General features: G+C 71.5%; 21 protein-coding genes and 1 pseudogene. 12 read left to right on the top strand and 10 right to left on the bottom strand.

Going from position 1 to position 18254, the window contains the following annotated elements:
• The first annotated feature begins 104 nt into the window (after positions 1–104).
• On the top strand, positions 105–593 hold the full coding sequence (locus AC5WS8_RS02470; RefSeq protein ID WP_496101567.1) for a DUF6214 family protein: 489 nt from the start codon (positions 105–107) through the stop codon (positions 591–593).
• Between the two features lie 75 nt (positions 594–668).
• Here the strand turns inward: AC5WS8_RS02470 and AC5WS8_RS02465 are convergent, their stop codons facing one another.
• Positions 669–1349, bottom strand: a complete 681-nt coding sequence (locus AC5WS8_RS02465) for a TetR/AcrR family transcriptional regulator (protein ID WP_496101566.1) — start codon at positions 1347–1349, stop codon at positions 669–671.
• Positions 1350–1555: 206 nt separating this feature from the next.
• Here AC5WS8_RS02465 and AC5WS8_RS02460 point away from each other — a divergent pair, with 206 nt between their 5' ends.
• A complete protein-coding gene (locus AC5WS8_RS02460; RefSeq protein WP_496101565.1) occupies positions 1556–1801 on the top strand; it encodes a DUF2630 family protein in 246 nt (81 codons plus the stop codon).
• 27 nt (positions 1802–1828) lie between these two features.
• On the opposite strand, the gene AC5WS8_RS02455 is transcribed toward AC5WS8_RS02460, so the two are convergent.
• The 6 genes and pseudogenes from AC5WS8_RS02455 to AC5WS8_RS02430 form a co-directional block, all read right to left on the bottom strand.
• Positions 1829–2527 carry an HAD family hydrolase gene (locus AC5WS8_RS02455; protein WP_496101564.1) on the bottom strand — a complete coding sequence of 233 codons (699 nt, stop codon included), beginning with the start codon at positions 2525–2527 and terminating at the stop codon, positions 1829–1831.
• A gap of 31 nt (positions 2528–2558) precedes the next feature.
• Positions 2559–3266: a phosphatase PAP2 family protein gene (locus AC5WS8_RS02450; RefSeq protein WP_496101563.1), complete on the bottom strand. Its 708-nt coding sequence runs from the start codon at positions 3264–3266 to the stop codon at positions 2559–2561.
• Between the two features lie 64 nt (positions 3267–3330).
• Positions 3331–4266, bottom strand: coding sequence for a M56 family metallopeptidase (locus AC5WS8_RS02445; protein ID WP_496101562.1), 936 nt, complete (start codon positions 4264–4266; stop codon positions 3331–3333).
• Positions 4267–4389: 123 nt separating this feature from the next.
• The gene (locus AC5WS8_RS02440) at positions 4390–4932 is read right to left on the bottom strand and encodes a DUF5134 domain-containing protein (RefSeq protein WP_496101561.1); all 543 of its coding nucleotides are present in this window, start codon (positions 4930–4932) and stop codon (positions 4390–4392) included.
• A 213-nt stretch (positions 4933–5145) separates the two neighbouring features.
• Positions 5146–5954, bottom strand: a pseudogene (locus AC5WS8_RS02435) (VOC family protein).
• A gap of 63 nt (positions 5955–6017) precedes the next feature.
• Positions 6018–6410, bottom strand: a complete 393-nt coding sequence (locus tag AC5WS8_RS02430; RefSeq protein ID WP_496101560.1) for a VOC family protein — start codon at positions 6408–6410, stop codon at positions 6018–6020.
• A gap of 74 nt (positions 6411–6484) precedes the next feature.
• Here AC5WS8_RS02430 and AC5WS8_RS02425 point away from each other — a divergent pair, with 74 nt between their 5' ends.
• Positions 6485–7042 (top strand): GNAT family N-acetyltransferase, encoded by a 558-nt coding sequence (locus AC5WS8_RS02425; RefSeq protein WP_496101559.1) that lies wholly within the window; start codon positions 6485–6487, stop codon positions 7040–7042.
• Positions 7043–7057: 15 nt separating this feature from the next.
• Here AC5WS8_RS02425 and AC5WS8_RS02420 read toward each other — a convergent pair whose 3' ends face one another.
• Positions 7058–7741 carry a glycerophosphodiester phosphodiesterase gene (locus AC5WS8_RS02420; protein WP_496101558.1) on the bottom strand — a complete coding sequence of 228 codons (684 nt, stop codon included), beginning with the start codon at positions 7739–7741 and terminating at the stop codon, positions 7058–7060.
• Positions 7742–8160: 419 nt separating this feature from the next.
• On the opposite strand from AC5WS8_RS02420, the gene AC5WS8_RS02415 reads away from it, so the two are divergent.
• The 4 genes from AC5WS8_RS02415 (at position 8161) to AC5WS8_RS02400 (ending at position 12088) form a co-directional block, all read left to right on the top strand.
• The gene (locus tag AC5WS8_RS02415) at positions 8161–9558 is read left to right on the top strand and encodes a DUF6421 family protein (protein ID WP_496101557.1); all 1398 of its coding nucleotides are present in this window, start codon (positions 8161–8163) and stop codon (positions 9556–9558) included.
• A 41-nt stretch (positions 9559–9599) separates the two neighbouring features.
• A complete protein-coding gene (locus AC5WS8_RS02410; RefSeq protein WP_496101556.1) occupies positions 9600–10352 on the top strand; it encodes an SDR family NAD(P)-dependent oxidoreductase in 753 nt (250 codons plus the stop codon).
• Positions 10349–11419: a threonine aldolase family protein gene (locus AC5WS8_RS02405; RefSeq protein ID WP_496101555.1), complete on the top strand. Its 1071-nt coding sequence runs from the start codon at positions 10349–10351 to the stop codon at positions 11417–11419. The genes AC5WS8_RS02410 and AC5WS8_RS02405 overlap by 4 nt, the downstream gene beginning before the upstream one ends.
• A 75-nt stretch (positions 11420–11494) precedes the next feature.
• Positions 11495–12088, top strand: a complete 594-nt coding sequence (locus AC5WS8_RS02400; RefSeq protein WP_496101554.1) for a transglutaminase domain-containing protein — start codon at positions 11495–11497, stop codon at positions 12086–12088.
• A 43-nt stretch (positions 12089–12131) separates the two neighbouring features.
• Here the strand turns inward: AC5WS8_RS02400 and AC5WS8_RS02395 are convergent, their stop codons facing one another.
• The gene (locus AC5WS8_RS02395) at positions 12132–12860 is read right to left on the bottom strand and encodes a lysophospholipid acyltransferase family protein (protein ID WP_496101553.1); all 729 of its coding nucleotides are present in this window, start codon (positions 12858–12860) and stop codon (positions 12132–12134) included.
• A 179-nt stretch (positions 12861–13039) separates the two neighbouring features.
• Positions 13040–13456, bottom strand: a complete 417-nt coding sequence (locus AC5WS8_RS02390; protein ID WP_496101552.1) for a DUF4395 domain-containing protein — start codon at positions 13454–13456, stop codon at positions 13040–13042.
• A gap of 76 nt (positions 13457–13532) precedes the next feature.
• On the opposite strand from AC5WS8_RS02390, the gene AC5WS8_RS02385 reads away from it, so the two are divergent.
• The 5 genes from AC5WS8_RS02385 to AC5WS8_RS02365 all read left to right on the top strand — a co-directional run bounded on the left by AC5WS8_RS02385 (position 13533) and on the right by AC5WS8_RS02365 (position 18174).
• The gene (locus AC5WS8_RS02385; protein WP_496101551.1) at positions 13533–13946 is read left to right on the top strand and encodes a TlpA family protein disulfide reductase; all 414 of its coding nucleotides are present in this window, start codon (positions 13533–13535) and stop codon (positions 13944–13946) included.
• A gap of 207 nt (positions 13947–14153) precedes the next feature.
• Entirely contained in the window at positions 14154–14663 is a 510-nt protein-coding gene (locus tag AC5WS8_RS02380) for a flavin reductase family protein (protein ID WP_496101550.1), read from the top strand.
• A gap of 194 nt (positions 14664–14857) precedes the next feature.
• Complete coding sequence (locus AC5WS8_RS02375; RefSeq protein WP_496101549.1) at positions 14858–15643, top strand: electron transfer flavoprotein subunit beta/FixA family protein; 786 nt, start codon at positions 14858–14860, stop codon at positions 15641–15643.
• A gap of 56 nt (positions 15644–15699) precedes the next feature.
• The gene (locus AC5WS8_RS02370; protein WP_496101548.1) at positions 15700–16662 is read left to right on the top strand and encodes an electron transfer flavoprotein subunit alpha/FixB family protein; all 963 of its coding nucleotides are present in this window, start codon (positions 15700–15702) and stop codon (positions 16660–16662) included.
• A gap of 207 nt (positions 16663–16869) precedes the next feature.
• Positions 16870–18174: a DUF6986 family protein gene (locus AC5WS8_RS02365; RefSeq protein ID WP_496101547.1), complete on the top strand. Its 1305-nt coding sequence runs from the start codon at positions 16870–16872 to the stop codon at positions 18172–18174.
• The last annotated feature ends 80 nt before the right edge of the window (positions 18175–18254 follow it).

Genomic DNA, 18254 nt, shown 5'->3' with positions numbered 1-18254 from the left:
CTGTGCGTGGCTCTCCGCATGGTATGTGATCATTCGCTTACGTTCCGTGTGTGCTGGAAGTGTCCTTTCAGGATTTTTCCGATCCCTCCCGGTCGGATGTGCCGGTGACCGTATGGCCCGCATGGGAACTGCGTGAGCACGGCGGCGTCACGTCGTGGTACGCGGTCCGGCTCGATCTGCCCGACGGAAGCCGGGTCGACGTCCTCGCCGTGGTCGCGGACGGCGGCGTGTCGATCGAGGAGGTGCGGGCCCAGCCGCCCCTGTCGCTCGGCGACCTGACGGCCCTCGCCGACTGGATCGAGGAACCGTTGCTCGAGGCGTGCGGTGTGGACTCCGGGTCGCCGCACGAGCCCCTGGGGGCACCGGCGGGCCGGCCCCGTCCCGCCTGGCCGCGCGGTGTCGAGGGGTGGCGTCTGGTCGCCGAGGAGTACCGAGCGGCCCAGGGGCGGGGCGTCGACCCGGTGTACGCGGTCATGTGCGCCACCGGGCGCACCCGGCGCCGCTCGCTGGAACTGATCGCCGGAGCGCGCGACGCCGGGTTCCTGGCCCCGCGTCACGCCCGAATCCGATCGGTCGGGTCTTCGACGTCCTGAAGCCGACCGACCGCCGCACGGACCCCGCGCAGCGGGTGGGGCTCGGTGGGCCGGCGTCCCGACGCAGCCGGACTGCTACGGCTGACCGCTCGCCTCCGGGGGACGGCTCTCGGTCGCGAAGAACCGTGACAGATCCGGGTCGTACGCCTCGTCGGTTCCCTCGGGGGCCGGCGGGGCACCCATCTCCCAGGCCAGGCCGTAACGCTTGAACAACTCGGCCCGCAGGACCGCCGGCTGCATCGGAACGCCCGGCACCAGCGCCGCGTAGACCGCGCCCATCAGCAGGGCCCGCAGCATCGGGTAGTCGGTGTCGGGGTCCGCCGAGCCGTGCCGGGCGACCGTCTCGCGCAGCAACTCCGCAAGCCGCTGCTGCTCGGGGCACTGCACGAACCCCTCGGCCTGCAGGATCCCCGCCATGTGCTGGCGCATCAGCACCGGGTGGTGCACCGTCAGGCCCAGGATCGCGTCGATGGCCCGCGCCATCCGCTCCCGGCCGTCCTCCGTGAACGGCTCACGCTCCAGCGCCTCCTGCAGTGTGCGGTGCATCAACCGGTGCACGGCCGACTGGAGAAGCTGCCGCTTGCTGGGAAAGTAGTACGACACCAGGCCCCGCGCCGACCCGGCGCGGTCCGCGATGTCCCCGAGCGTGGTCGCGTCATAGCCGTGCTCGCTGACCAGTTCGACGGCTGCCTGCAGAAGCCGCTCGCGGGAACGCCGCCGCAATTCTTCATTGACCGAGGCGCTGCGCGGCGACATCCTGGACTCCTGTGTTGACTGGCTGCCAGCCAACTATACTCAGTGCGTCCCGGACCGCGCCGCGCAGGCCGGCTCGGGCGGCGCCTGCCCCGGGCCACACGGGGGATGGTCCAGGGCAGGCGCGCTTTCTCGTCTCCGCCACCGATGTCGCACACCCGGTGAACCGTCCCTAGAGTGGGCAGCAGTCACCGAGGAGGCGGGCAGACATGGATCAGGACCAGATCCTGGGCAGGATTTCGGCGATGGTGGAGGAGGAGCGCGTCCTGCGGGAGGCGGTGTCGTCCGGCCGCATCGACAGCGCGACGGAACAGGAGCGGCTCGGCGACCTGGAACGCGCCCTGGACCAGTGCTGGGACCTGCTGCGCCAGCGCCGCGCGAAGGCAGAGTTCGGCGAGAACCCGGACGAGGCACAGGTCCGCCCGGCCTCGCAGGTCGAGGGCTACGAGAGCTGAGTCCGCGAGCCGGGGCGCGGGCCCGGCTCACCGGATCAGGTCCAGCACCGGACGGAGCCCGTCCGGGCGCTCGGTGACCGTGCGATGCTCCACGAAGTGCACCGCGCAGCCCAGGTCCGCCGCGCCGCCGTCGGCGCGGTGGTCGTCGCCGACCATCAGCGTGTCCTGCGGGGCGACACCGAGCGCGTCGCAGGCGAGTGCGAACAGCCGGACGTCCGGCTTCTGGATGCCGTGTTCGTACGACAGCACGTACGCGTCCACGTACTGGTCGGCACCGTGCTCACGGAAGACCGGCCGCAGGTCCCAGCCGATGTTGCTGACCACGCCGACGGCCACCCCGCGCTCCCGCAACGCGGCCAGCACCTCGACCGTGTCGGGGTAGGGCTGCCAGGCGGCGGGCGTCATATGACGGTCGTACAGCGCGTCGTGCAGCCGCGCATCCGGCAGTTCCACCTGACGGGAGAGCCCGGTGTACGCGGCCCGGTGCGCCTCGGCGCTGCGGTCCCGCACCGCCCACTGCGCGGCCAGTTCGCCCGGCAGCGGCCCCGCGGGAGAGGAACCTCCCGCGAGCGCGCCCGCCGCCTCCAGCCGGTCCGCCAGCCGCAGCAACTCGGTTTCGGGCAGCGTCGCGCCGGCCTCCTCGAGCACCGCACGCAGCCACGACTCGGCCGACTCGACGCGGAAGAGGGTCCCGGAGAAGTCGAAGAGCACGCCCTTGATCGCCATGGGTCGATCCTTCGCGATCCGCCGCACCCGGTCAAGGACGCCGTCGGCGCCATAGGGGCACCTGCTCGCCTGGGCACCACCGTTGGTACGACGCCACCGCGAGCGCGACCAGCAGGGCCCCCAGCAGCCAGCCGCCCAGCACGTCCGACGGCCAGTGCACGCCCAGCCAGACGCGGGTCAGACCGACGCCCACGACCGAGACCACGGCGACCGTGAGCGCCGTACACCACCACAGGCGCCCGGCGCCGTACCGGTGCAGGACCCACAGCAGCAGTCCGCACACCACGGTCGCCGTCATGGCGTGACCGGAGGGGAAGGCCGCGTAGTGGGCGGAGTCGACGGGATTCGGCCACACCGGGCGTGGACGGCCGACGGCCGCCTTGAGCGCGTTCTGCACCAGCGCCGCGAGCGCGCACGTGGCCGCCACCCACAGTGCGAGCCAGGGCGCTGTGCGCCGCCACAGCAGTGCGAGCACGGCGGCCGCACACAGGACACGCATGGTCTGGGGGTCCCACACCCAGTCCGTGAGGATGCGGGACACGTGTGTGATTCCCCGGTGTTCGACCGCCCAACGGTGCGTGGTGGTCGCGACGTCGCCGTCCAGCGTCATGAGCGGACGCCAGGAGACGGCGACCAGGACCAGGAGCGGCACCGACAAGGCGGTGAGGGCGGCGGCGGTGAGTGCCGCGACCCGCGGGGCCGGAGGGCGGGGCGGTGGTTCGACGGGCGCGGGGTGCATACGGTGATCCTCGCCGACAGGTGTGGCCACGGGTCAAGTCCGGGCCGCCGGGCGCCTCCCGTGGCTACCCGAGTGCGCGCAACCCCGGGACGAACGCCACCAGCACCGGAATCGCCGGGACCAGTGCCGCGATCGCCGTCAGCCGCAGCCGCCGTGCCGCCGGCAGCCGGTCCGGGGGAGTGAGGAGGCGGTGCACACGCTGCGGAACATGGGCCTGCGGGGTGGGGCAGGGTCCGAACACGCCCCGGTCCTCGTTGAGTTCCACCAGCGCCAGCGCGGTGGTGAGGCGGCCGTGGCGGCGCGAGGCCATGTCGTCGGCGGCGAGCTCGACCAGCCGGTGCATCTCGTCGCGGAACGCGGCGAAGACGGGCACCTGGGGAAAACCGTTGGCCAGTGCCGCCGAGGAGTGCAGCAGCCAGTGGTGCCGGGCCCGCGCGTGGCCCTGCTCGTGGGCGAGCACCGCGTCCAGTTGCCTGCCCTTGAGCCGACGCAACGCGCCCGTGGTGACGACCAGTTGAGGCGCCGGTCCGGGGAGCCACCAGGCGTCAGGGCGCTCTCCCTCGAGCACCACCAGCCGCTCTCCGCGCGGTTCCTCGCCGGGCAGCAGCGGAGCCCGTACAAGCAGTTCGGCGCGACTGTGCCGACAGCGTGCCCGTGCCCGGGAGACCTCCCGCACCAGCATCGCCGCGCTCCACGCGCCGCCGCACGCCAGCACCACGGCGGTCGCCGCGGCCCATGAACTCCCCGTGCTCAGCGCGTACGCGGCCACAACCGCCTGCGGCGCGGGGGCGAACACATGGCCCCGCACGGCCGTCCACGCGGCGGCCGCGCTCAGCGTCATCGACAGCACGCAGCACACCAGGACCGCCGCCACCACGCACTGCCACACCCACAGGGCGACCACCGGTTCGCGGTCCGGCCAGTCCGCCCTGGCGAGCAGCCGCGGAGCCAGGACGGCGGCCAGGGCGCCGAGCAGCAGCAGTGCCGCGGGGACCATCATGGGCCGAAGCCTATGAGCCGGGCGGAGCACGGCCTATGTACTGCCGCGTCAAAGTGACGCACACCACGGTTGCCTGCCGCTGTGCCCACAGCCGGCGCGATGCCGGCTCCGCCCGGCGCCGTATCACGGCGTGAGGAGCATCGCCAGCATCGCGATCGCCATGGACAGACGGCAGGCACGCGCGAGTTCCGGCCGGTCGCCCCAGCCCGTACCGGGCGCACCCCCGGCCGTGGCCACCGCCACCGCCGGCACCAGCCGTACTCCCGACCACAGCACATAGACGGTGAAGTAGAGCAGCAGCGCGCCGGTGAACAGCGATACGCCACCGTGCGCGTGGTGCCCGGGCGAGGCGGCCATCGGCACCGCCATGTAGACCATCGCGCAGGCGCCTATCAGATGGTGCAGATGGTGCATGCCGCGCCGGGCCTCCCACAGGGCCCGCAGGGCGGCCCCGCCGAAGGCCACCGCGTACGCGATCCACACGGCCCGCGGCACGGCGACCGCCGCCGGCACGGCCATCGCCGCCATGCCGAACCCCATCAGCGCCTCGCCGCCCGCGGCCCGGCGCTGCTCCTCGACGGTGCTGCGCATCCGCAGCAGACAGTAGGCCCCGACTGCCGCGCACAGCGCGACGAGCAGCCAGCCGGACGAAGCCGGTCCGTGCACCGCGCACCTCCCCGCTGGACGGTCTCGGACGGTCACCGGGAGGCATGCCCGTGACGCAGGGTGCGCACGCAAGCGCACAGGGGCGCAGGGGAGCGCGGGGATCGCGCGGCAGACCGCAGGTGTGCTCGGGGAATTGCCCCTGCGCCGCTCGCGCCCCGACCCTCGTCCGGGGCGCCCTCGGCATGCTCGGGGGTCTGCCGTCGCCCCGGTCCCTCACCGCGAACGCCGTGTGGCCCTGGTGACCGTGGGCGCCCTCCTCACGGCCGTGCAGCAGTCGCTCTGCGACGCGACCCGCATCGGGCCGCCCGACAACCCTCGCGCTCGGCGTCGGCCCCCCGTCCGCGGCGCCGGCCACCGCCGCCCGCGCGCGCCCGCCTGTGTCGCGACCTGGGCCGTGGCGTCGACGTCCTCCACCGCGAAGTACGGCAGCCAGTGCGGCGGCACCTCGGCCGGGAACCGGTCGCCCATCGTCACCGTGCCGCCGAAGCCGGCGCCTTCGAGACCCCACCGCGTGTACTGCTCGGAGGGGTGCACGCTCCAGCCGAAGACGGTCGTGTAGAAGTCGGTGACCCGCTCCGGGACGCGGGTCATCAGCTCCACCCAGCCGAGCGAGCCCGGCGCGTTGAACAGCCCCGCCCCGGGGAATGCCCGCGGCTGCCACATCTGGAAGACGGCGCCGCCCGGGTCGCCCGCGACCGTGAAACGGCCCGCGTCGAAGACGTCCATCGGCCCCAGGAGGACAGTGCCGCCGGCCGCGCGCACCGCCTGCGCCCCGCGTCGGCGTCGGACACCGAGAACGACACGTTCCAGGCGACCGGCTGCGACTCCTGGAACAGCGGGGTGAGGGCCGCGACCGCCGCGTCGCCCAGATGCGCGACGGTGTAGCCGCCCGCCTCCGGCCGCGGGTCCGTCTCCGGGCGCCAGCCGAACAGCTCGGTGTAGAACCGCTTGGCGGCCTCCAGGTCGCTGGTGCCCAGCTCCGTCCAGCAGGGGCCGCCGGTCACCGGCGCGTCGAGATCCATGGGGCGCCTCCCGCCACTGGGATCCCCCTGACCACGCTAAGCCCGCCCGTTGGGGGGGCGGCATCAGATGCCCGGTCGGTACCGCAGGGGATGGTCGGGCGGGATCTCCACGAGCACGATCTCGGTGGCGTCCGGGTCCTCGATCCACATCTCGATCAGCCCCCACGGCTCCTTCACGGGTGGCCGCACGATCGCCACCCCGGCCTCGGACAGCTCCGTGTGCGCCGCGGTCACGTCCGGTACCTGCAGCCAGAGCTTCAGCGCCGGCGAGGGCGGGATCTCGCTGCGGCCCGCCACCTCGAGAAAGCCGCCGCCGAGGAAGTACACGACCCCGCGGTCGGGACCCGTACCGAACTCCCGGTAGACCGGGAGCCCGAGTTGCCCGCCGTAGAAGGCACGGGAGCGCTCGGGGTCGGTCGGGCGCAGGAGGATGCGACTGCTCAGCACGTGGACCATACACGCGGAGCCTAGTGGGCGGGTTACCCTCATCGATGCTCGCGCCGCGCAACCGAACACGGAGAAGCATCCCAATGGACAGCCCCGTCACCGCTGGCACCTCCACGCCCGGCCTGACCTTCCGCGACGCCACGGAGGCCGACATCGACGCGCTGGTCGCGCTGATCGAGTCGGCGTACCGCGGCGACTCCAGCCGGGCCGGCTGGACCACCGAGGCGGACATCCTCGAGGGGCAGCGGACCGACCCGGAGGGCGTGCTCGGGGTCATCAAGTCGCCCGACAGCCGGCTGCTGACCGCGGAGCGCGACGGGGAGACCATCGCCTGCTGCCAGCTCGAGCACCGCGGCGACCACGCCTACTTCGGCATGTTCGCGGTCAGCCCCACGCTGCAGGGCGGCGGCGTCGGCAAGGTGGTCATCGCCGAGGCGGAGCGCACGGCCCGCGAGACCTGGGGCGTCACGGAGATGCACATGACCGTCATCTCCGTCAGGAACGACCTCATCGCCTGGTACGAGCGGCGCGGCTACCGCCGTACCGGACGGATGAGTCCCTTCCCCTACGGCGACGAGCGCTTCGGCATTCCCCAGCGCGACGACCTCCAGTTCGAGCTGCTGGTCAAGCCGCTGGTGTGACCGCGGGCGGGGAGGTCACGCCGTGAAGCGGCCGGTACGCCTGATCTCCGGGTAGTCCGTGGTCGCGCCGTCCAGCTCCAGCGCGCGGACCAGCCGCAGATGCTCGGGGGTGTTGACGATCCAGCCGATGATCCTCAGGCCCGCCGCACGCGCGTGCTCGACGACCTCCAGGGTCAGCCTGCGGATGTTGAGGCACACGGTGGCCGAACCGGCCCGCACGGCGCGGTCCACGACATCGGTGCCGTAGCGGCCGGCGACCAGCGCCGTGCGGACGCCCGGCACCAGCCGGGCGATCTCCGCGACCGCCTCGTCGTGGAACGAGGACACCTCCACCCGGCCGACGAGGTCCCGGCGGTGCATCACCTCGGCCAGCGCCCGTGCCGCCGCCACATCCTTGATCTCCGCCTGGACCGGTGTCCGCACGGCGTCCAGGACCTCCTCGAAGACGGGGACGCGCTCACCGCGGCCCGCGTCGAGCGCGCGCAACTCCGCGAGGGTCTTCTCCGCGATCGGCCCCGTACCGTCGGTCGTACGGTCCACCCGGTCATCGTGCATGACCACAAGGGCACCGTCCTTGCTCAGATGCAGATCGAGCTCGACCAGATCGAGGCCGGCGCGCTCGGCGGCGACGAAGGACCGAAGGGTGTTCTCGGGCTCGACACCCATCACTCCGCGGTGACCGATGGTGAGGAAGTTCAAGGTTCGGCTCGCTTCCGTCGACGGCGGCTCGGGCAGCCGCGCGGCGCTCCGTACCGGCGCGGCTCGGCCGCAGCCTAACGGCCCGACCGCGCCACGAACCCGCTCGTGCGGGGTCCCTGGGGCGCGTGGACCGGCGCGAAACCGGGCTGAGCGGCCGGTTCGGTGTCCCCCCTGAGTGGGCGCGTCCCGTCACTGTTGACAGTGTCTGACCGTCGGCCGATGGCCTGAAGTCGCCCCCACGCCTCGGGTGTGGCGCCGAACAAACGTTCAGTGGAAGTCGCCGTCCCGTCCGGGTTGCACAGGAAAAAGAGCGGTGAGGGTGAGGGGGCGCAGAATAATTTGTCGACTGCCCTCTTGCTGGGAGAAAGCCCCTATGCATACGGTGTGCTTACGAGAGGTTCTCCCGTGAAGGATGGGTCATGACGGAAATTCTTGTGCAGGTGGGTTCGGAGGAGCATGTTCCTCCGCAGGACAGGGTGGTGGACCACCCCGCTTGGCCCGTGCTCAAGGATGTGGTGGAACAGATCCGGCCATGGCAGTCCAAGGACGGTTCGATCGACTTCGACGCCGAGGGCGCACCGCAGCGCGCGGAGGCCGAGGCCGCCGTACGCCGTGTGGCTCAGGCCGTCGAGGAGCTTTCCCCGCTGCTGCCGCACGACGCCGCCTATCACGAGGCGCTCGTGAAGGACCTGCGCCGGTGGGCCGGTGAGGGCTTCCCGGTGCCCGACTTCCTGGACTCGCTGCTGGCCTTCCAGCCCGCCGCCAGGCGCGAGGACGGCCTCCAGCACCTGGTCGTCTTCCCGATGTACACGCAGAACGGAAACCCGGACCGCAACCTCGAAGCGGTCGTGCTGCGCATGGTCTGGCCGGACTGGCTGGCGGAACTGGAGCACACCCGCTACGACAACCCGCTGTTCTGCGGCATCAAGTTCGAGGACTTCACGGCCGGCTACGACACCAACTCCGCCGTCCTGTTCCCGGAGACCATCGCCGTGCGCGAGGCGCCGGAGCGGTTCTCCTGGGGCGGTATCTTCTGCGACCGCGAGGCCGCCCGCTTCCGCCGCGTGACCGCGGCCGCCGTCGACCTCCTCGGCCTCGAGCTGCCCGAGGACATCGCCGCGATGGTCCACGACCAGAACCGCTGTGAAGAGGCCTTCGTGCTCTGGGACATGGTCCACGACCGCACGCACAGCCATGGCGACCTGCCGTTCGATCCGTTCATGATCAAGCAGCGCCAGCCGTTCTGGATGTACGGCCTCGAGGAGCTGCGCTGCGACCTCACCGCCTTCAAGGAGGCCGTGAAGCTCCAGGCCGACGGCGTGCCGCAGGCCCGGGACGTGCAGTACGCGGTGCTGTTCGACCGTATGTTCCGTTTCCCGGTGACCGGCGAGCGTGTGCGCAACTACGACGGCCTCGGCGGCCAGCTGCTCTTCGCCTACCTGCACCGTCACGACGTCGTCCGCTGGACGGACAACAAGCTGTCCATCGACTGGGAGCGTGCCCCGCAGGTCACCAACCGGCTGTGCGCCGAGATCGAGAAGCTGTACAAGGACGGTATCGACCGCCCCAAGCTCGTGCACTGGTTCGCCGGATACGAGCTGGTCTCCACCTACCTCGCCCCGCACCCGGCCTCCAAGTGGGCCAAGGGCCCCGATGCCCTCGATCTGACGCAGCCGCCGCGTAAGCTCGTGGACGACGTGCTTCCGGACGAGTTTCCGCTGAGCATGTTCTATGAGGCGTTGCAGAAGAAGCTCAAGAACGTGATCGCCTCGACCAAGGGCATCACGGCTCAGGCGGCCGAGCGGGTCGCCGCGTGAGCGCCCCCGCAACCGGTAAGACCGCTCGGCAGGAGGCGAAGATGCGGAACGGAAACGGGCCACTGAGCGGCGCGGTGATCGCGGTGGCGGGCGCGGGCGGACCGGCCGGCCGGGCGGCGCTGCTCCGGCTCGCCGAGGCGGGAGCCACCGTCGTCGGCTCGGACAACGACCCCGAGCGCCTCGCGGAGGCCGTGGACGCGGCCCGCTACGCGTACGGCGGCGCCACCGTCACCGGGGACACCGTGGACCTGCTCGACCTGCAGTCCACCCAGGACTGGGCCGCCCACATCGAGAAGGAGTTCGGCCGGGTCGACGGGCTGGTGCACCTCGTCGGCGGCTGGCGCGGCAGCGAGACCTTCACCAGGACCAAGCTGGACGACTGGGACCTGCTCGAGCTGCTGCTCATCCGCACGGTGCAGCACACCTCGCTCGCCTTCTTCGACGCCCTGCAGCGCAGCCACCGCGGCCGGTACGTCCTGATCAGCGCTGCGGGCGCGAGCAAGCCGACCGCGGGCAACGCCTCCTACGCCGCCGCGAAGGCCGCCGCCGAGGCCTGGACACTGGCCATGGCCGACGCCTTCAACAAGGCGAAGGGCGAGGGCGAGCTGACGTCGGCGGCTGCCATCCTGGTGGTGAAGGCGCTGGTGCACGACGCGATGCGCGCCGAACGCCCCAACGCGAAGTTCGCGGGCTTCACCGACGTCAAGGACCTGGCCGAGGTCATCGCCGGAGTCTGGGACAAGCCCGCCGCCGAACTGAACGGAAACCGTCTGTGGCTGACCGAGAAGCCGTGAACCCCCCCAGGACCGACGCGCGGCGTCATCACGACCCGGAGGTCCGCGGTTTCGCCAGCGACAACTACGCCGGGGCCCACCCGGAGGTGCTCGCCGCCCTGGCCCTGGCCAACGGCGGGCACCAGGTCGCGTACGGCGAGGACGCCTACACCGAGAACCTCCAGCGGATCGTCCGCAGCCACTTCGGTGCCGCCGCCGAGGCCTTCCCGGTCTTCAACGGCACCGGCGCCAACGTCGTCGCGCTCCAAGCGGTCACCGACCGCTGGGGCGCGGTGATCTGCGCCGAGACCGCCCACATCAATGTCGACGAGTGCGGGGCGCCGGAGCGGGTCGGCGGTCTGAAGTTGCTCACCGTGCCGACGCCGGACGGGAAGCTCACGCCCGAGCTGATCGACCGCCAGGCCTACGGCTGGGAGGACGAGCACCGCGCGATGCCGCAGGTCGTCTCGATCACCCAGAGCACCGAACTGGGCACCCTCTACACGCCCGACGAGATCCGGGCGATCTGCGAGCACGCCCACGCGCACGGCATGAAGGTGCACCTGGACGGCTCCCGCATAGCCAACGCGGCCGCGGCCCTGGACGTGCCGATGCGGACGTTCACCAACGCGGTCGGGGTCGACATCCTCTCCCTGGGCGGGACGAAGAACGGCGCGCTGTTCGGCGAGGCCGTGGTCGTCATCAACCAGGACGCCGTCCGCCGCATGAAGCACCTGCGCAAGCTGTCCATGCAGCTCGCCTCCAAGATGCGCTTCGTCTCCGTGCAGTTGGAGGCCCTGCTCGCCAAGGACCTCTGGCTGCGCAACGCCCGGCACGCCAACGAGATGGCCCAGCGTCTGGCGGAAGGAGTCCGCGCGGTCCACGGTGTGGAGATCCTGCACCCGGTCCAGGCCAATGCCGTCTTCGCACGTCTGCCGCACGACGTGAGCGAGCGTCTGCAGAAGCGCTTCCGCTTCTACTTCTGGGACGAGGTCGCGGGCGACGTGCGCTGGATGTGCTCCTTCGACACCACCGAGGACGACGTGGACCGGTTCGTGGCGGCCCTCAAGGAGGAGATGGCTCGCTAGCAGATCATGCATAGATATGCGATCGCTCGAAAGTTCATTGACGTTCGGGTGGTCGCATTTCTATGCTCTGCCGGCATGGACCTGATCCAGGAAACGCCCGACATGTCCGCGTACCTGATGGCTGACGCGGTCATCGACCATGGCCATCCGCTGGTGCGCGAGAGGGCCGCCCGTCTTGCCGAGGATGTATCCGACTCGTATGCCTATGCGCGCGCGGCCTATGAGTTCGTCCGGGACACCATCCCCCACTCCGCCGACAGCGGCGACCTGCGGGTCACCTGGCGTGCCTCCGACGTCCTGCGGCATCGCACCGGCATCTGCTACGCCAAGGCGCACGCGTTGGCGGCGCTGCTGCGGGCCGAGGACATCCCGACGGCTCTGTGCTACCAGCGGCTGGCGCACGACGACGGCAGCGGTCATGCCGTGCACGGGCTGGTCGCCGTGCGGTTCAACGGCGCCTGGCACCGGCAGGACCCGCGCGGCAGCAAACCGGGCGTGAACGCGCGGTTCTCCCTGACCGGGGAGCGGCTCGCCTGGATCCCCGACGAGAAGCTCGGTGAAGCGGACTATCCGGTCCTGTACGCCGCGCCCCACCCGGTCGTGCTGAGCGCCCTGCGGACCGCGCCCGACCGGCCGGCCCTCTGCAGGACGCTCCCCGCCGCGCTGTGAGGCAGGCGAGGAGTGCGGTGCGGACCGGCTGACGGGCCGGTCGTCAGTGCGCCTCGGCGGTGCGCAGGGCCTCGGGCGTCGGCGCGGTGCCGCCGAGATGGGCCGGCATCCACCAGGCGTCCTCCGGGCCCTTGGGGCGCCCCGGATAGGCGCGCTGCGCCGCTTCCAGCAACTCCTGGACCCGCTCGCGGAGTTGACGGGTGAGGACGCCCGCGTACGATTCACGGGGGGCCTCGATCGCCTCGCCGACCCTGATCGTGACCGGGGTGTGGCTGCGCCCGAAGTTGCGCGGGTGCCCCTTGGTCCACAGTCGCTGGGTACCCCACAGGGCCATCGGGACCAGCGGCACGCCCGCCTCCTGGGCCAGGCGCACCGCACCGGACTTGAAGCCCTTGAGGGTGAACGACTGGGAGATGGTCGCCTCCGGGAAGACCCCGACCACCTCCCCGGACCTCAGGGAGTCCAGCGCGTGCGCGTATGCCGCCTCGCCCTGCTTGCGGTCCACCGGGATGTGCTTCATGGCGCGCATCAGCGGGCCGGAGATGCGGTGCCGGAAGACGGCCTCCTTGGCCATGAAACGCACCAGGCGCTTCTGCGGCAGCGCCGCCAGACCGTTGAAGACGAAGTCCAGGTAGCTGATGTGGTTGCTCACCAGCACCGCACCGCCGGCGCGCGGGATGTTCTCCGACCCTTCGCAGTCGATCTTCAGGTCCCACGCCTTGAACATCGTGAGGGCGAGACCGATGACGGGACGGTAGACGAGCTCAGCCATGTAGGGGGACGGACCCTTCTGTCTGCCTGGGAAGGGACTCCCGGCGGAAGTTACGCAGCCGTAGGTTTACTGCTTTCGCAGATCGTGCCCGAAGAACGGACGTGGGGCCAGTCCTGGTGCCCGTGTAGGGCGAGATCCTCGTCACGTCAGCCGTTCGCACCACCCGGTCTGATGCCCTATCAGTCCGCCCGGACCGCCACCCGCCGCATGAGCAGGTACGCCTCGCAGCCCAGGCAGTACCCGAACGCGGCGTTGAGAAAGGCGGCGGCGAGCGCCGCCCCGGTCGCCGCCAGCCCCAGCCACCGCGGACCCGCGGTGCAGCCGACCAGCCCCACGACGGCGAAGACGAGCCCGACCGCCTGGGCGAACTGCGGCGGTTGCGGCGCCTCGAACTCCGCCGGCGGCCCGAGCCGCGGGCGTACGACCCTCCGGAACAGCCATCCGTACGGTGAACGCGCCACGCCCCCGGCCGCGCCCAGCGCGAACGCCAGCAACTGCCAGGCCAGCAGCCACACGCTGCCGGTGACCAGCACCACGGCCAGCACAACCGTCGTCACGGCCGCCCCGAAGCGCGGCCCTCTTGCGTCGATGTCCATGAATCAAGCATTCCGCACGAGAATCGGATCGGGGAGCCGGGAATCTTTTGCAGTCTGGTGAACGCTGGAGCAGACGATGACGGGACTTGTGGTGTGCGTGGCTGTGCTCGCGCTGGCGAGCGCGTACGGAGTGCTGCACCGGCGGCGGAGCGGGAGGGTGAGAGTGCGCGGTCGGGACGAGGGAAAGCGGCTCGGCGCGGCCGAGTTGGGCCAGGCGCTCGGTGAGCGGGCGACGCTCGTGCAGTTCTCCAGCGCCTTCTGTGCTCCCTGCCGGGCCACGCGCCGGGTCCTCACCGAGGTGGCCGACATGGTTCCCGGCGTGGCCCACATCGAGATCGACGCCGAGGCGCACCTCGACCTCGTGCGCGACCTCGGCATCCTGAAGACGCCCACCGTCCTGGTCCTCGACGGCGACGGACGGGTCGTACGCCGGGCCACCGGCCGGCCCCGCAAGGCCGATGTCATCGCGGCGCTGGGAGAGGCGGTTTGACGGTCGCGCCCACGACGGTGACATGTCTCCCGGATCCCGGGACGCACTTGACTGTGCGCACCACCTATCGTCAGCCTGACTGTATGCCCCCGGAACTCCTTCTCCCCGAGCGTGTCCACGTGGATCTGGCCCGCACCGCGAGTGCCCGCTGTCCGGCGTGCTGAGCACCCACGGACCCCAGGTCGCCTCTTCCAGAAGGACAGTTGCATGAGGGCCACGCCCGACCTCGTCACCCATCGGCTCGCCTCCCCGGATCTGCTCCGGTCCGTCTTCCGGCGGCACGCGGCCGGTGTCGCCGTGATCACCGCCCGGGGTGGTGGCAGGCCGGTCGGCTTCACCGCCACCTCCCTCACCTCCGTCTCCGCCGAGCCCCCGCTCGTCTCCTTCGGTATCGGCGTCGGCTCCTCCAGCTGGCCCGTCGTCTCGGAGGCCGAGCACATCGGCGTGCACATACTCGGCGAGCATCAGGAGGACCTGGCCGGCACCTTCGCCACGAGCGGTGCCGACCGGTTCGGGGCGCCGACCAGCTGGCGCGAGGGCCCGGAGGGTGTGCCCCTGCTGGACGACGTCCTCGCCTGGCTGGTGTGCCGCGTGGTGGCCCGGGTGCCCGCCGGGGACCACCGCATCGTCCTCGCCGAGGTCGTCCTCGGCGATCCCTCGGGTGCCGGGCGCCCTCTCCTCTACCACCAGGGCCGGTTCAGCGGTCTCCGTGACTGAGTCCCACGGCCGGTTACGCAGCGTTGTCAACATCACAGTTCAAAGCGCTTGCTTAGCGGGCATTCACTCGATGTACTGGCGAGTAATATTTCGTTCGGAGCGCGGGGTCGCCCCGACCGGGATCGGCCGCTTCAGGCGCCTATGCTGCCTGAAAGAAGGCAGCCCAGAAATGACGATGCAGTAGGAGAGCCGGCGTGAGCTTGAGGATCGTTGTCACTGTGAAGTACGTGCCCGACGCCACTGGCGACCGGCACTTCGCCGATGACCTGACCGTCGACCGGGACGACGTGGACGGTCTGCTCTCCGAGCTCGACGAGTACGCGGTCGAGCAGGCGCTGCAGATCGCGGAGAACGCGGACGACGCCGAGGTCACCGTGCTGACGGTGGGCCCCGAGGACGCCAAGGACGCGCTGCGCAAGGCCCTGTCGATGGGCGCCGACAAGGCGATCCACGTGGAGGACGACGACCTGCACGGCACGGACGCCATCGGCACCTCGCTGGTGCTGGCCAAGGCGATCGAGAAGGCCGGGTACGACCTGGTGATCTCCGGCATGGCCTCCACCGACGGCACCATGGGTGTCGTACCCGCGCTGCTGGCAGAGCGTCTGGGCGTGCCGCAGGTGACCCTGCTGTCCGAGGTCTCGGTCGAGGACGGCACCGTCAAGGGCCGCCGGGACGGTGACGCCGCCTCCGAGCAGCTGCAGGCGCAGCTCCCGGCCGTCGTGTCGGTGACCGACCAGTCGGGCGAGGCCCGCTACCCGTCGTTCAAGGGCATCATGGCGGCCAAGAAGAAGCCGGTGGAGTCCTGGGACCTGTCCGACCTGGAGCTCGAGGCCGAGGAGGTCGGTCTCGAGGGTGCCTACAGCAAGGTCGAGGCCGCGAACGAGCGCCCGGCGCGCACCGCGGGCACGATCGTCAAGGACGAGGGCGAGGGCGGCAAGCAGCTCGCTGAGTTCCTCGCGAGCCAGAAGTTCATCTAAGGCGCTTCAGCCTTACCGCCCCTCAGACTTCGCAATCCGCAAGGAGATCCGTTCCCATGGCTGAAGTTCTCGTCTACGTCGACCACGTGGACGGTGCCGTCCGCAAGCCCACCCTCGAGCTGCTGACCCTGGCCCGCCGCATCGGCGAGCCGGTCGCCGTCGCCCTCGGCCCGGGTGCCGCGAACACCGCCGCCGCGCTCGCCGAGCACGGCGCGGTCAAGGTCCTCACCCACGACGCCTCCGAGTACGCCGAGTACCTGGTCGTGCCGAAGGTGGACGCGCTGCAGGCCGCCCACGAGCAGGTGTCCCCGGCCGCCGTCCTGGTCCCGTCCTCCGCGGAGGGCAAGGAGATCGCCGCGCGTCTGGCGCTGCGCATCGGCTCGGGCATCATCACCGACGCCGTCGACCTGGAGGCCGGTGACGAGGGCCCGGTGGCCACCCAGTCGGTGTTCGCCGCCTCCTTCACCACCAAGTCCCGTGTCAGCAAGGGCACCCCGGTCATCACGGTCAAGCCGAACTCGGCCGCCGTGGAGGCCGCGCCGGCCGCGGGCACGGTCGAGGCCCTGAACGTCACCTTCTCCGACAAGGCGACCGGCACGAAGATCACCGGCCGCACGCCGCGCGAGTCGACGGGCCGTCCGGAGCTGACCGAGGCCGCGATCGTGGTCTCCGGCGGCCGCGGTGTGGGCGGCGCGGAGAACTTCTCGCTCATCGAGACCCTCGCCGACTCCCTGGGCGCGGCTGTCGGCGCCTCGCGTGCGGCGGTGGACGCGGGCTGGTACCCGCACACCAACCAGGTCGGCCAGACCGGCAAGAGCGTGTCCCCGCAGCTGTACGTCGCGACCGGTATCTCCGGCGCGATCCAGCACCGCGCCGGTATGCAGACGTCCAAGACGATCGTGGCGATCAACAAGGACGCCGAGGCGCCGATCTTCGACCTGGTCGACTACGGCGTCGTGGGCGACCTGTTCGAGGTCGTCCCGCAGCTCACCGAGGAGATCAAGGCCCGCAAGGGCTGAGCCGGTTCACGGCCGAGAGGCCCCCGTGACCGCCCTGGTGAGGTCACGGGGGCCTCTCGCGTCCCCGGCCGCGGACGCCCTCACGGGCAGACCGGTCGCCGTCGGACCACCGGCCGGGCGAGGAGGTGTTGACCGGCGGCGGGAGGCTGGATAGCTTCGCTCTGCGGATTGTTGATTCCGTGCAGTGGAAGACAGGAGGGGTACGGGATGGGCCAGGGCCGGCAGGAGCGGGTGTCGACGAGCCTCGCGGGTGCCGTCAGTGAGGAGATCAGCGCCTCACTCGCCCCGGTTGACGCCGAGTTGGGCCGCCGCTATCCGGGTGACCCCGGTACGCGCCAGCCCGTCCACACGGTCTACGTCCCCGGTGACGTCTTCGCCGCCGACACCGTGCGCTCCTGGGGTGAGAAGGCCCTCGCCGCCCTGGATGAACACGCCCCGGACGCCGCCTCGTTCGCCTCGGTCCTCGGTCTCGGGGACGAACTCGCCGTGCCGGTCCACGAGCGCGTCCGGGCCAAACTCGAGCGCGAGCCGATCGAAGACCTGCGCGTCGACTTCGAGGACGGCTACGGGCCGCGCGCCGACGCCGAGGAGGACCAGGCGGCCGCGCGCGCGGCACGGCTGATCGCCGAAGCCTGCTCGCAGGGCACGGCCGCCCCGTACATGGGCATCCGCATGAAGTGCATGGAGGCGCCGGTGCGCGACCGGGGCATCCGCACGCTCGACATCTTCCTCACCGGCCTGATGGCGGCCGGCGGACTGCCGGACGGACTCGTGCTGACCCTGCCCAAGGTGACCTATCCCGAACAGGTCATCGCCATGGTGCGGCTGCTGGAGGCATTCGAGAAGGCGCACGGCCTCGATGCGGGGCGCCTCGGCTTCGAGATCCAGATCGAGACCAGCCAGGCCGTCCTCGCCGCCGACGGCACCGCCACCGTCGCCCGCATGATCCACGCCGCCGAGGGCCGCGCCACCGGACTGCACTACGGCACCTTCGACTACAGCGCCTGCCTCGGCGTGTCGGCCGCCCATCAGGCCAGCGACCACCCGGCCGCCGACCACGCCAAGGCGGTCATGCAGGTCGCGGCGGCGGGCACGGGCGTCCGCGTGTCCGACGGCTCCACCAACGTCCTGCCGGTCGGCCCCACCGAGCAGGTCCACGACGCCTGGCGGCTGCACTACCGGCTCACCCGGCGGGCGCTGGCCCGCGCCTACTACCAGGGCTGGGACATGCATCCCGGCCACCTGCCCACCCGGTACGCCGCCGTCTTCGCCTTCTACCGGGAAGGCTTCCGGCAGGCCGCGGCACGCCTCGCCCGCTACGCGGACCGCGCCGCCGGCGACGTCCTGGACGAACCGGCCACGGCCAGGGCGCTGAGTGGCCATCTGCTGCGGGGCCTGGACTGCGGTGCCCTCGACACGGCGGAGGTCGAGGAGGCCACCGGTCTGACCCGGGCCGGCCTGGAGGGCTTCGTGGCGCCCGGGCGAGGGGACCTCACGGCCTCGGCGCCGTAGCGGGGGCCGCTGCCTCGGCGCAGGAGGGGGAACACGGCCGGCGGCACCGAGCGGAGCCGCGCCCCGACGCGCAGGCACGA

This window comes from Streptomyces sp. PTL18 (assembly GCF_059510295.1).
This window is presented reverse-complemented; position numbering and strand designations above follow the sequence as displayed.